Consider the following 12,921-nt stretch of genomic DNA (forward strand, 5'->3'; position numbering starts at 1 on the left):
CGCTTCGCGTCCATCGTTCCCACCACTGGCGAAAGGCGGCGAAGGTGCTGCGATTCATCGTCAGGCGACTCCTACAGCTGATCCCCACCCTGGGCGGCCTGTCGATCCTGCTGTTCGTCTGGCTCCAACGGTTGCCGGGCGGTCCGGAGTACGCCCTCCTCCCCGACGACGCGACCGCCGAACAGCGCGCCGCGCTACGGCGTTCGCTCGGCCTGGAAGAACCCGTCGCGGTTCAGTACCTGGCCTTCCTCCGCCGCATCACCCAGGGCGACCTGGGAACCTCCATCCAGACCGGGCGCCCCGTGCTGGAGGAGTTCCTCCTCCGGTTCCCCGCCACGTTCGAACTCGCCGTGACCGCGATGCTCATCGCCGTCACGGCCGGTCTGCCGCTGGGCTACCTCGCCGCGCGCCGACGCGGCACGGTGCTGGACTTCGCCGCCGTCGGCGGCTCCCTCCTGGGCATCTGCACACCGGTGTTCTTCCTGGCCTTCATCCTCAAGGTGATCTTCGCCGAGCGGCTCGGCGTCTTCCCGTCGGCCTTCCGGCTCTCCCCGGGGCTCAGCCGCACCGACATCACCGGGTTCGTCGTCCTCGACGGCCTGATGACCCGGGAATGGGACGTCGTCACGGACGCCCTCGCCCACCTGGTGCTGCCCGGGCTCGCGCTGGCCTCCATCCCGCTCGCCGTCATCACCCGGATGACCCGGGCCAGCGTCCTGGAGGTGATGGGCGAGGACTACGTCCGCACCGCCAACGCCAAGGGCCTGCAACGCACGACCGTGCGCACCCGCCACGTGCTCCGCAACGCCCTGCTGCCGGTGGTCACCGCCGTCGGCCTGCTGGCCGGAAGCCTCTTCGCCGGAGCGGTCCTCACCGAGAGCGTCTTCGCCTTCCCGGGCATCGGATCGTTCGTCTACGAGGCCACGCAGAACCGCGACTACCCGGTGCTCACCGGGTTCATCCTGCTCATCGCCACCATGTACGTGTTCATCAACCTCCTGGTCGACATCTCGTACAGCCTCCTCGACCCGAGAGTGCGGGCCCAGTGATGCCTACGACACCGAGCACCGACCCGTCCCAGGTCCCGTTCCACCAGCGCAGGGCTGCCAAGGCCGACCGGCTCGCCGAACTCATGGGCGAGCGCGGCGACGAGGGCCACGGCGCCGGGATCTGGCGAGAGGCCCTCCAACGGATGCGCCGCAGCCCGATGGCGATCACCGGAGCGGCCATCGTCGCGCTGTTCGTCGTCGTGGCGCTGCTCTCGGAGTTCATCGCCCCGTACGACGCCACCTCCCAGACCTGGGGCGGCGAGGTCTTCCCCAACCGCAACGAGTTCGTCGGCCCGCGGGCCGAGAACTGGCTGGGCCTGGACCACCTGGGCCGGGACATGTTCTCCCGGATGGTGATCGGCGCCCGCCAGACCCTCCTGGTCGGCGTGGTCGCCACCCTGGTCGGATTCCTGTTCGGCGCGCTCCTCGGCGGTGCCGCCGGCGCCTGCTCGGTCCTGGGCGGCCGGTGGGGGCGCCAGGTCGACAACGTCGTCATGCGCGTCATCGACATGATGCTGGCCATGCCGACCCTACTGCTGGCCGTCACCGTCGCCGCCCTGGTCGGACCCAGCCTCACCACGGTCATGCTCGCGGTCGGCGTCGCCCAGATCCCGATCTTCGCCCGCCTGCTGCGCGGGGCGATGATCTCGCAGGGCAGCCGCGAGTACGTTCTGGCCGCCGAGGCGCTGGGCGTGCGCAGGCACAGGATCGCCCTCACCCACATCCTGCCCAACTCCATGGGCCCGGTGATCGTGCAGTCCACGCTCACCCTGGCGACCGCCATCATCGACGCGGCCGCACTGTCCTACCTGGGCCTGGGAAACCCGGACGCCTCCTCCCCCGAGTGGGGGACGATGCTCTCGGAGGCCCAGCGGTTCCTGTCCAGCGCACCGTCCCTGGCCGTCTATCCGGCCCTGGGCATCATCATCACCGCGCTCGGCTTCACCCTGCTGGGTGAGGCGCTGCGGGAAGCGCTCGACCCGAAGTTGAGGAAGTGACCATGACTACCAGCACACCGCTGCTGGCGGTGGACGAGCTGTCCGTGGCGTTCCACCGGAAGGGGCAGGGCGAGACGCGCGCCGTCGACGGGGTCTCCTTCGCCCTGGAGGAGGGCCGGGTCACCGGCCTGGTCGGCGAGTCCGGCTGCGGCAAGAGCGTCACCTCCCTGGCCCTGATGGGGCTGCTGCCGGACCGGGGGGTGAAGGTCGGCGGGAGCGCCCTCATGCGCCTGCCCGACGGAGAGCACGACCTGTTGAAGGTCTCCCAGCGGCGGATGCGCGACCTGCGCGGGTCCCAGCTGGCGATGATCTTCCAGGACCCGCTCAGCTCGCTCAACCCGGTGGTCCCCATCGGCGTCCAGGTCACCGAGATCCTCAGGAGGCACCGTGGCATGCGCGGCGCCGCGGCCCGCCGGGAGGCGGCGGACCTGCTGCACCGGGTGGGCATCCCCGACCCGACCCGGCGCCTGGGCGAGTACCCGCACCAGCTGTCCGGCGGTATGCGCCAGCGCGCGCTCATCGCGATGGCGGTGGCCTGCCGGCCGCGGCTGATGATCGCGGACGAACCCACCACCGCCCTGGACGTCACCATCCAGGCCCAGATCCTGGAACTGCTCAGGGACCTGGTCACCGAGGAGGGCACCGCCCTGCTCATGATCACCCACGACCTGGGGGTGGTGGCCGGGCTGTGCGACGAGATCAACGTCCTGTACGCGGGCAAGGCCGTGGAGACCGCCCCGCGCGGCCCGCTGTTCGCCGACCCCGCCCACCCCTACACGGTGGGCCTGCTCGGCTCCATCCCCCGTCTGGACGCGCCGCGCGGCGATCCGCTCACCCCGGTGCGCGGTTCGGTCAACGACAACATCGCCTGGGCGGACGGGTGCGCGTTCGCCCCCCGCTGCGACCACTACACGATGGAGTGCCTCCAGGGGGCGCCCCCGCTCGTCGGGGCGCCCGGCCGGGAGGAGGACCCCGGCCACATCCACCGGTGCGTGAACCCCGTCGGCCGCGCCGGCCCGGACCGACCCGAACCGGAGACCCCGGCCGCGGCGAGTGAGGAGGAGCGGGGATGAGCCTGCTGGAGATCAGGGACCTCAAGGTCCACTTCCCGATCAGACGCGGGGTGGTCGTCGACCGCACCATCGGTCACGTGCGCGCCGTGGACGGGGTGTCGCTGGGTATCGAGCGCGGCCGGACCTACGGTCTGGTCGGCGAGTCCGGCTGCGGCAAGACCACCCTGGGCCGCGCGGTCCTGCGGTTGAACGAGATCACCCACGGCGAGGTCTGGTTCGACGGGCGCGACCTGGCCGGGCTCGACCCGGAGTCGATGCGCCGTGAGCGCGCCAACCTCCAGATGGTCTTCCAGGACCCGCTGGGCAGCCTCAACCCGAGGCAGAACATCGGGTCCATCCTCCTGGAGGGCCTGCAGACCCACGGGATCGGCGGTCCCTCCGACGAGGAGGCCAGGGGGCTCACCCGGAGACAGCGGCGCGCACGGACCGCGCAGGACCAGCGCCGCCGGGTGGTGGCTGCGCTGGAACGGGTGGGCCTGTCCGCCAGGGCGCTCCAGCGTTACCCGCACGAGTTCTCCGGCGGCCAGCGCCAGCGCATCGGCATCGCCCGCGCCCTGGTCCTGGAACCCGACCTGATCATCTGCGACGAGCCCGTCTCCGCGCTGGACGTGTCCATCCAGGCGCAGGTACTCAACCTCCTGGAGGAGCTCCAGGACGAGCTGGGGCTGACCTACCTGGTGATCGCGCACGACCTCGCGGTGGTGCGGCACGTCAGCGACGTCGTGGGGGTGATGTACCTGGGGTCGTTGGTGGAGGAGGCCACCGGCGACGAGATGTACGGCTCTCCGGCGCACCCCTACACCCGGTCGCTGATGTCGGCGGTGCCGGTACCGGACCCGACGGTGGAGGACACCCGGGAGCGCATCCTGCTCGCCGGTGACCTGCCCTCGCCCGCGGACCCGCCCCCGGGCTGCCGTTTCCACACCCGGTGCCCGTGGCGGCAGGAGGAGCGCTGCGACACCGAGCGCCCCGAGCTGCGCCCCCTGCACGGTGCGCAGGGCAGCGGTACCCACCGGGTGGCCTGCCACTACGCCGAGCAGATCCTGTCCGGGCAGCTCCGGCCGAGCGCGGACCAGGCGGAACGGATCGTGCGCGGAGCGGGCTGAGCCGGGGTGGCGGCGCACGTACACCCGGGCGTCGAGCAGGCCCACCACGGCGCCGTCCCGCAGGGCGACCGGTCCCGCGGAGGACGCGCGCGGTCCCTGCCCCGCCGGAGGGGGTGGTCCGGCCCGGGCGGGGCCCTGAACAGGCGGAACCCCGGTCACCCTTCGCGGTTGAGCCAATCCCGGTATTCCGAGCCAAGTTTCTTGATCGTGATTTTTCGGTTACGGGTTTGTCAGGCGTGCCACGGGGAACAGCAGTAAGTTTCTTGTGTACCTTTCGCAACTTCTGTCCACTCCCGCCCCGGTGGACCGCATCGACCACACAGGAGTCCCCCGTGTTCCCTTCCCCCGGCACCGGTGCGCTCAGCACCCGACTCATCACCGGCGTGGCCCTCACCGTCGGCCTCGTCCTCGGCAGCGGTGCCTTCGCCGCCGCGGCCCCCGGCGCCCCCGGTGACAACGGAACGGTGAAGATCCACAACCCCGAGACCCCGGAGGAGGACAACCGCAACGAACCGAAGGTCTGCGACTTCCAGGTCGTCGCCTTCGGCTTCGACTCCGTCCAGGAGGTGTCCTGGGAGATCCTGGCCCACGGCGGGTCGAGCGATGCGGGCACGGTGAAGCTGGACGGCGAGCTCGTCCTCGACGACGAGGGCGCCGGCAGCACCGAGCTCCTCACCCTCGACGACGGCCACTACAAGCTGGAGTGGACCTTCGAGGGGCAGAAGGGCAGGGCCAAGCACAAGGTCTTCAAGGTCGAGTGCGCCGACGAGGAGGAGGAAGGCGAGACCGACCCGACCCCGACGCCGACCCCCGCCCCGACCGACGAGCCGGAGACGGAGACCCCCGAGGACCCCGAGAACCCGGAGACCCCCGAGGACCCCGAGAACCCGGAGACCCCCGAGGTCCCGGACGACGGCAAGACCCCCGGCGGGGAGAGCGAGCAGCCCGGGGACGGGACCACCGGGGAGCCCGAGCCCACCACCCCCGTCACCGAGCCGGGCCAGACCCCCGGGGACGACGGGGACGACCTCGCGGTGACCGGTTCGGCCCTGGCCGGCCTGGTGGCCGCGGGCGCCCTCGCGGCGGCCGGCGGCGGCGCGGCCCTGTACATGAGCCGTAAGCGCCGCGGCGAAGGCGCCGACACCGAGGTGTAGGCGGAGCGCGGCGCACCGGCTCCGCCGGGCGCGTCACCGGGGCGGGATCCGCACGGGTCCCGCCCCTCGCCGTGTCCGGGCGGAGGAGGCCGGGGCGCGGTCATGGCAGCAGGCACGGCGCGACGTGCGGCGGACCGTGACATCCGTGACTGTCACGGCGCGCGGAACTGCGGCAGAATGGGGGTATGGGACGAGGAACGGACGCGAGCGCGTTTCCCGGTGCCGGGCTCTTCCTGTACGACCGGGACTGCGGTTTCTGCCAGCGGGCGGTCGGCTTCGCCCGGGACCGCCTGCGCACCCGGACCGCCTTCGCGGCCTGGCAGGACGTCGACCTGGCCGCCGCGGGACTCACCCCGGAGCAGGCCGACGAGCGGGCCTGGGTCGTCTACCCGGACGGGCGGCTGCTCGCCGGGGGCGACGCGGTCGCCGGGGTCCTGCTGGCGGCGGGGCTCCCCGCCAGGGTCCTGGGCCGCCTCATGCTGCTGCCCGGGGTACGCCTGCTCAGCCGTGCCGCCTACCGGGTCGTGGCCGCCAACCGGCACCGGCTCCCGGGCGGGACCGCCGCCTGCTCCCTGCCCCCGGAGGACGCCCCCGCACGCAGAACGACGGAGGACCGGTAGTGACCCTGATCGCCCAGCCCGCCGAGCAGACCATCCCCCTCGCCCCGCTGGTCCTGGTGATGCTGAGCCTGTCCGGCGCGGCCGCGGCCCTGGTGGCGGTAGGCGTCCTGGGGGCGCGACGGCGGCTCGCACCCAACGAACTCGTCGGAATCCGCACCAGTTACACCCGGTCCAGTGACGCCGCCTGGTACGCGGTGCACGAGGCCGCCGCCCGCTGGTCGGTCCTGGCCGGACTGGCCTTCCTGCCGGCCGTGGTCCTCACCCCGCTGGTCTCCGACCCGAACGGCCAGGTCGCCGCGGTCCTGGGCCCGGTGGCCGCGGGCATGCTGCTGCTGATCGTGGGCGCGTGGCGGGGCCACCACCTCGCCCGGGAACGCCTGGCCCGCGAGGAGGGCCGGGCCGACCTGCCCTGAGGCGCCCCCGCCCCCGCGGCCCCCTCAGGCCGCCGCGCGCAGGTCCCGGCACACGGCCAGGAGCCGCTCGCGCAGGACCGCGCCGCGTTCGGCGAAGTCCCGCTGGTACTCCATGTAGGCGGCCTTGCCCTCTGCGGTCTCGATCCGCACCGGCTGGTACCCCCAGTCCCGGAGGTCGTACGGCGAGGCGCGCATGTCCAGTACGCGGATCTCCCTGGAGAGCTCGAAACAGTCCGCCACCAGTTCCGACGGCACCGCCGGGGTGAGCTTGTACGCCCACTTGTAAAGGTCCATGTTGGCGTGCAGACAGCCCGGCTGGTCCAGTTCCGCCTGCGCCTCCCGGGTGGGCTGCAGGGTGTTGAGCGGACGCGCGGGGCCGGTGAAGAACCGGAAGGCGTCGAAGTGCGAGCACTGGACGCGGTGCGACTCCACGACCCGGTCGGTGCCCTCGTGGCCCAACCGCAGCGGGACCTGGCCGTGCCTGACCTCCTCGGTCCGGTACACCATCGCCCACTCGTGCAGGCCGAAACAGCCCAGGTGCGCGGGGCGACCCGCCACCGAGGACAGCAGGCGCTCCACGAAGTCCAGCACCGGGCGGGCGGCCAGGAACGCGGGCACGTCCAGACCCGCCCCGCCGGGGAGTTCGGTGTAGAACCGCTCCTGGAGCCGGTCCCGGGCGCCCCCGCCCAGCAGCACCGACCCGACACCGGGGTGCCAGCGCCGCAGCTGCGCGGGTTTGAGGTTGTAGTAGGTGAACAGGAAGTCCTCGACCGGGTGCCGCTCACCCGCGCGTCGGCGCCGCAGGTGGTCGCCGACCAGCGCGTCCACGCGCTTCTCGTGCCGCTCGGCGCGCTCGCGCCACTCCTTCTCCGCCAGGCCCGTCACGGCCTCGGTGCTCGTTCCCGTCACGGGCCCCAGGGTATGCGCAGACGGGGCGGGGCCTGCGGTTAGTGTGCGGATGTGCTGATTCCCACCGACGAACAGATCCGCGCCCTCCACGAGCGGCACGCGCCCACCCCCGAGGCCTTCGAGCGCGTGTACACGCACTGCCGGGCGGTGTGCGCCGTGGCCGAACAACTCCTCGACCGCGCGGCCCCCGGGGTGAACGCCGACCTGGTCCGCGCGGGGTGCCTGCTGCACGACATCGGCGTCTACCGGTTGATCGACGGCTCCGGGCGCATCGACCACGCCCGCTACGTCAGCCACGGGGTGCTCGGCCACGGGCTCCTCGCGGAGGAGGGGCTGCCCGAGGTCCTGTGCCGGTTCTGCTCACACCACACCGGTGTCGGGGTGACCAGCGAAGACGTTCGTGAGCAGGGCCTGCCCCTCCCGGTCGCCGACTACCTCGCCGAGTCCCCCGAGGAGGAACTGGTGATGTACGCCGACAAGTTCCACAGCAAGACCGACCCGCCGGTCTTCCACTCCGCGCAGAGCTACGCCGCCAAGGTCCGGCGGTTCGGCGCGGACAAGGAGATCCGGTTCAAGGAGATGGTGGAGTCCCACGGCGAACCGGACCTGGCACCGCTCTCCCGGAGTTTCGGGCACCGGGTGCTCTGAGCGCGCGCCCGGGCCCGTCGGCTCAGTTGGACTGCTGGACGGGCAGGTGGCGGCCCAGGTAGCCCACGTACACCCGGTTGGTGGTGTCCGGGCCCAGGTGCGGGAAGAAGTACAGGCGCGGACAGATGCCGTACTCGATGTCCAGTTTGATGTGCGCGTACATCGGTACCCGGCCCGCCGGGTCCACCTCGGCCGGGACCCGGAACACCCGCTTCTCGTTGAGCTTTCCCCGGTTGCGCACGTAGTCCGACTCCTGCGAGGCCAGCCTCTTGACCGGGATCACCCGGTAACCGTCCGGGGGCTCGCGCAGGTAGGAGTGGAACCCCAGACCGCTGCCGGGGTTGTCGAACTGGTAGCGGGCGTAGTCGTTCAGGGCCAGCAGGGCCTCCCAGGCCCGGGTCACCCAGAGCGTCTCCTTGCGGCTCTCGGACAGCTCGTACACCGTCCGGTCCTCGATGGTGAAGAACAGGTGGGGCAGCGCCGTCCCGTCGGTGATCCGCTCCAACAGCTCCGACACGCTGGACGGGGGGCGCTGCTCGGGGTCGCGTGGTGCCTGGGCCGCGGCCAACCGGAACAGGCCCGCCTCCCGCACCTGGTCACGCAGCCACCGGGCCTCGTGACGGGCGGCACGCCGTTCCTCCCGGGCGGTGTCCAGTTCCTCGGTCAGGTCCGCGGTCTCCGCGAGCAGGGCCTGGCGTTCCTCCGACAGCTCTCCGATCCGCGTGCTCAGTCGGCGCACCTCCTCCCTCAGGCGCCGTGTCTGCTCCTCCTGGGCCTGGGTGGCGGCGAGTTCCGCCAGGGTGACCGAATCCTGCTCGGACTGGTGGGCGATGGCGTTCCCCGATCCGGTCGGTGTGGTCCGCGCGGGGAGCGGAACGGAAGTGTACGGGCCCCGGCGCAGGTCCTCGGTCTCCTCCGCCAGGAGGGCGTTGATCGCTCTGAGCGGCCCGGGCAGGGTGAGCCCGAGGGCGTTGTCGCGGACCCTGCGGGAGAGGGCGGCGCCCACCCAGTTGCGCACGCGCGCGCCGTCGCGGGCGGTGTCGAGTGTGGCCGGGCTCATCCGGGGATGGCGCTGGGCGTTCTCCGTGTCGGTGAGGTCCACCCCGGGTAAGAACGTGCGCACCCCGCCGGCGGGGACGTCCAGCTCCCGGGGCAGCAGGCGGCCCACCCGTTCCAGCGCGGCCCCGTCCAGCACGTACCCGGCGCACATGCCCATGCAGCGGGACAGGACGCCCGCCATCGTGTTGCGCCAGTCGGCGACGGTCACGCCCCCGGGCGCACCGGTGGCGACGACCGCCATCCGTCTGAGGGGGTCGCGGACGGTCGAGAGCAGGGCGGACACGTCGGCCTCCTCGCGGCCGCGCACGATCCTGGGGCAGGGGCGCAGCGGGTGCGCGCCGTCGTAGGCGCCCACCGACTCCAGCAGCATCCGCGCGGCCTCGGGCGGCATCACGTCCAGCCGGGGGGAGTCCGGGGCCGCGCCGGCGGTCGCGGCGTCGACGGTCATGTCGATCCACAGGTGGTTCCACGGGGAGAGCTCGGGGTCGACGACGACGGTGGCGAGGGTCCGCCACACCCCGTCCGGCTTCTCGGACTCCGTGGTCAGGCGGAGGAAGGTGAGGCCCTCGTCGGCGTTGTCGTGCCGCGCGACCAGCGCACGGGAGCGGTTGCTGAGCTCATGGCGGCCGGAGGAGCCGAAGTCCACCCGCGCGCCCGAGTTGCCGCGTTTGCTCAGCCAGCGGGAGAGTACGGCCGAGGCGACGGCGACGAGGTCCCCCTCGTCGTCGGGGACGGCGACGAGCGTGCGGTAGACGAGCGGCAATGGGCACTCCCGGGTTCCCGTCGGCGGCGGTGGACCCGAGGGTCTGGCCGAACGTGCTGGCAGAGCCCTCTCCCACCACTGTGTATCAAGGAGCGCGCGGACGCCAGCCGGTTGACCGAAGATCCACCGCCGGGATCGTCGTCCTGCGGGCGCCGCGGCCTGCCGACCACACGGGGTTCCGGTGCCGTCAATGCGCCACAGTGGCCAATCCGAGCTTCCGGATTGGCAACTGTGGACAAGGCGGTCGGTGTCCTCGGGGGTCTAGCGTCACGGACATGACCACGCACCCGTTCTGGCTGGCCGGCACCGCTGCGACCGGCGACACCGAGATGACCGTTCTCAACCCCTACACCGGCGGGGCGGCCGGCGTCGTCGCCGTACCGACCGCGGCCCAGGTGGAGGCCGCCGTCGCCGCCGCGCACGCGGTGGCCGCCGAGGCCGCCGCCCTGCCCGCGCACGTGCGGGCCGGGGCCCTCGACCACGTCTCCCGGCGGATCGCCGAACGCGCGGAGGAGATCGCCCAGGTCATCACCGCCGAGAGCGGAAAGCCGATCAAGTGGGCCCGTGCCGAGGCCGGGCGCGCCGTCTCGGTGTTCCGCTGGGCTGCGGAGGAGGCCCGCCGGGACAGCGGCGAGCTCCAGCGCCTGGACACCGACCCCGGCGGCACCGGGCGGATGGCCCTGGTCCGCCGGGTCCCCAAGGGACCGGTCCTGGGCATCTCCCCGTTCAACTTCCCGCTCAACCTGGTCGCCCACAAGGTCGCCCCGGCCATCGCCGTCGGCGCTCCGGTGGTCCTCAAGCCCGCCCCGGCCACCCCGATGACCGCCCTCATCCTCGGTGAGATCCTCGCCGAGACCGGGCTTCCCGAGGGCATGTTCTCGGTGCTGCCCATGCCCAACGAGCTCGCGGCGCCGCTGATCACCGACGAGCGGCTGCCCGTCGTCTCCTTCACCGGCGGCCCGTTCGGCTGGGAGATCCAGCGGAGGGCCCCGCACAAGCACGTCACCCTGGAGCTCGGCGGCAACGCCGCGGCCGTGGTGCTGGACGACGCCGACCTGGACTGGGCCGCCCAGCGGGTGGCGCTGTTCGGCAACAACCAGGCCGGGCAGGTGTGCATCGGGGTCCAGCGGGTCGTGGTCACCGACGCCGTCCACGACGACTTCCTCCCGCGCCTGGTCGACCGGGTCGAGGCTCTGGGCACCGGCGATCCGGCCGACCCGGGGACCGACGTCGGTCCGCTGGTCGACGAGGCCGCGGCCGAGCGGGTGGCGGCCTGGGTCGAGGAGGCGGTCGCCGCCGGAGCCAGGCTCCTGACCGGCGGACACCGTGACGGCGTCACCATGGCGCCGACCGTCCTGGCCGACGTGCCCTCCGACGCCAGGGTGGTGCGCGAGGAGGTGTTCGGCCCGGTGCTGGTCGTGCAGCGGGTCGCCGACACCGACGCGGCCTTCGCCGCGGTCAACGACAGCGACTTCGGCCTGCAGACCGGGGTCTTCACCCGGGACCTGCCCACCGCCTTCCGGGCCCACCGGGAACTGGAGGTCGGCGGTGTGGTCATCGGTGACGTGCCCACCTTCCGCGCCGACCAGATGCCCTACGGCGGCGTCAAGCGCTCGGGCGTGGGCAAGGAGGGGCTGCGCGCGGCCATGACCGACCTCACCCACGAGCGCGTCCTGGTGCTCACCGGCATCGACCTCTAGTCCCAATGCTGTTCAGTTAAGGCGTTCAAGGGTCTGTCAACACCGCGATGTCCACGGTGGCCTTGTACGTGGTCCGATCCACCCCGTTGGAGCGGGCGTGGTACTTGGAGATCGCGCGTTTGACCACCCGAGGCACTGTGCGTAGACGCCGCTCGGGCAGCAGGTTCGCCAACACCTGCCGCCCGAGCAACCCCCGCACGTCGATGCGCTCGCCAGCGATGACGTTCTCGGCCCGCACCAGCAGGTCGCGGGCGCTTTCCACCGCCACCGCGAAACTCGCCCGCAGCGGGCTGTGCCCGGTAGCGGTCAGCGCGTCAGCGATCGCGCACCGCACCACCTGGTAGGTGGCCAACAGCGCCCACACCTCCTGTTCCAGCCCCTCGGGGTCCTTGGCCCGCAGCACCCGGCGCCCGAGCAGGGCCGACTTCAGCTCGCAGTAGGCGGTCTCGATCTCCCACCGCTGGTGGTAGAGCGCCACCAGACCCGTGGCCGGATACAGGTCGGGATCGGTCAGAGTGGTGGCCAGCCGGTAGGAGCCGGTGCGCTCGCCCTGGTCTGTGGCGATGGTGATCTGGGCTTGGATGAGCCGCATCCGTACCTTGCCGCGCTGCACCAGCCAGGTGCCATCGCCCAAACGACGAAGGCGGCGGGGTTTGCTCTGCGAGCCCATCCGAACCAGGAGCTGGGCCCCGCTGGCATGAAGATCTTTGAGCAGGTCGGCGGCGTCGAACCCGCGATCGGCCAGGATGAGCTGGCCCGGACCCATGGCTGGGAGCAGACGGGCGGCCATGGTGGTCTCGCCCTGGGTGACGGGTCCAAAGACCGCGCCCAGCAGTGCCCGGGATCCGGTGGCGACCAGGGCGAGCAACCGTACTTGGGGGTAGCCGGCCCCGGCCCAGCGGGTGGCTCCGCTGGAGCGGTGCACGGCCCGGTTGGCTTGTGTGGCGGGTACGTCCAGCAGGGTGCCGTCGATGGCGCACACCAGCAGCCCGTGGAAGCGGTGGGCGCTGTGGGTGGGGCCAGAGAGCAGCTCGAACAGAGCTTTGAGGGGTGCTGGGCCCAGGCGTTTGCGGGCGTAGAACAGTGCGGAGGCGGCCGGTTGGGTGCACAGGCTCACCCCGGCGGTGAGTTTGCGCCACAGGGCGGGCCAGCCGCAGTGGGTGAAGAGTCCGGCTGTGAGCAGGAGGTAGACGACCACGCGGGAGGGAAGCAGGCGTGAGCGTCGTTGGTGGCTGTTGGATTCCTCCAGGACGGAATCGACCATCTCAAAAGGCACGATCTGGGTGAGTTCTCCCAGGTGGCCGGGGGCCAGGGCGCCGGGTGCGTGGTGGGTCTGTCGGGTCGTGACACAATGGTCGGGCAAGGGGCTCCTTGGGAACAGCTGGGGTGAGATACAGCTGTCCTACCAGGGAGCCCCTTCTTCGTCTGG

12 protein-coding genes are annotated in these 12,921 nt (G+C 72.1%); 9 read left to right on the top strand and 3 right to left on the bottom strand.

Annotated features, from left to right (window positions below; genetic code table 11):
* Positions 1-44 precede the first annotated feature (44 nt).
* From AC0VYD_RS05645 to AC0VYD_RS05675, 7 genes are all read left to right on the top strand, one after another.
* The gene (locus tag AC0VYD_RS05645; protein ID WP_475478899.1) at positions 45-1,049 is read left to right on the top strand and encodes an ABC transporter permease; all 1,005 of its coding nucleotides are present in this window, start codon (positions 45-47) and stop codon (positions 1,047-1,049) included.
* The gene (locus tag AC0VYD_RS05650) at positions 1,049-2,047 is read left to right on the top strand and encodes an ABC transporter permease (RefSeq protein ID WP_475478900.1); all 999 of its coding nucleotides are present in this window, start codon (positions 1,049-1,051) and stop codon (positions 2,045-2,047) included. The genes AC0VYD_RS05645 and AC0VYD_RS05650 overlap by 1 nt, the downstream gene beginning before the upstream one ends.
* Positions 2,048-2,049: 2 nt before the next feature.
* Positions 2,050-3,120: an ABC transporter ATP-binding protein gene (locus AC0VYD_RS05655; RefSeq protein ID WP_475478901.1), complete on the top strand. Its 1,071-nt coding sequence runs from the start codon at positions 2,050-2,052 to the stop codon at positions 3,118-3,120.
* Positions 3,117-4,226: an ABC transporter ATP-binding protein gene (locus tag AC0VYD_RS05660; RefSeq protein WP_475478902.1), complete on the top strand. Its 1,110-nt coding sequence runs from the start codon at positions 3,117-3,119 to the stop codon at positions 4,224-4,226. The genes AC0VYD_RS05655 and AC0VYD_RS05660 overlap by 4 nt, the downstream gene beginning before the upstream one ends.
* Before the next feature lie 332 nt (positions 4,227-4,558).
* Positions 4,559-5,380: a hypothetical protein gene (locus AC0VYD_RS05665; protein ID WP_475478903.1), complete on the top strand. Its 822-nt coding sequence runs from the start codon at positions 4,559-4,561 to the stop codon at positions 5,378-5,380.
* A gap of 185 nt (positions 5,381-5,565) precedes the next feature.
* Complete coding sequence (locus AC0VYD_RS05670; RefSeq protein WP_475478904.1) at positions 5,566-6,000, top strand: thiol-disulfide oxidoreductase DCC family protein; 435 nt, start codon at positions 5,566-5,568, stop codon at positions 5,998-6,000.
* On the top strand, positions 6,000-6,413 hold the full coding sequence (locus AC0VYD_RS05675; protein ID WP_475478905.1) for an SdpI family protein: 414 nt from the start codon (positions 6,000-6,002) through the stop codon (positions 6,411-6,413). The genes AC0VYD_RS05670 and AC0VYD_RS05675 overlap by 1 nt, the downstream gene beginning before the upstream one ends.
* A gap of 24 nt (positions 6,414-6,437) precedes the next feature.
* Here the strand turns inward: AC0VYD_RS05675 and AC0VYD_RS05680 are convergent, their stop codons facing one another.
* A complete protein-coding gene (locus AC0VYD_RS05680) occupies positions 6,438-7,322 on the bottom strand; it encodes a 3-methyladenine DNA glycosylase (protein ID WP_475478906.1) in 885 nt (294 codons plus the stop codon).
* Positions 7,323-7,373: 51 nt separating this feature from the next.
* On the opposite strand from AC0VYD_RS05680, the gene AC0VYD_RS05685 reads away from it, so the two are divergent.
* Entirely contained in the window at positions 7,374-7,970 is a 597-nt protein-coding gene (locus tag AC0VYD_RS05685) for an HD domain-containing protein (protein ID WP_475478907.1), read from the top strand.
* 22 nt (positions 7,971-7,992) lie between these two features.
* Here the strand turns inward: AC0VYD_RS05685 and AC0VYD_RS05690 are convergent, their stop codons facing one another.
* Positions 7,993-9,792, bottom strand: a complete 1,800-nt coding sequence (locus AC0VYD_RS05690) for a hypothetical protein (protein ID WP_475478908.1) — start codon at positions 9,790-9,792, stop codon at positions 7,993-7,995.
* A 275-nt stretch (positions 9,793-10,067) separates the two neighbouring features.
* Between AC0VYD_RS05690 and AC0VYD_RS05695 the strand changes: the two genes are divergently transcribed.
* Complete coding sequence (locus tag AC0VYD_RS05695; RefSeq protein WP_475478909.1) at positions 10,068-11,492, top strand: aldehyde dehydrogenase family protein; 1,425 nt, start codon at positions 10,068-10,070, stop codon at positions 11,490-11,492.
* 25 nt (positions 11,493-11,517) lie between these two features.
* Here the strand turns inward: AC0VYD_RS05695 and AC0VYD_RS05700 are convergent, their stop codons facing one another.
* Positions 11,518-12,855: an IS4 family transposase gene (locus tag AC0VYD_RS05700; protein WP_475476145.1), complete on the bottom strand. Its 1,338-nt coding sequence runs from the start codon at positions 12,853-12,855 to the stop codon at positions 11,518-11,520.
* Positions 12,856-12,921: the final 66 nt, after the last annotated feature.

The sequence above is a fragment of the Nocardiopsis sp. iso_40 genome (genome assembly GCF_056173285.1).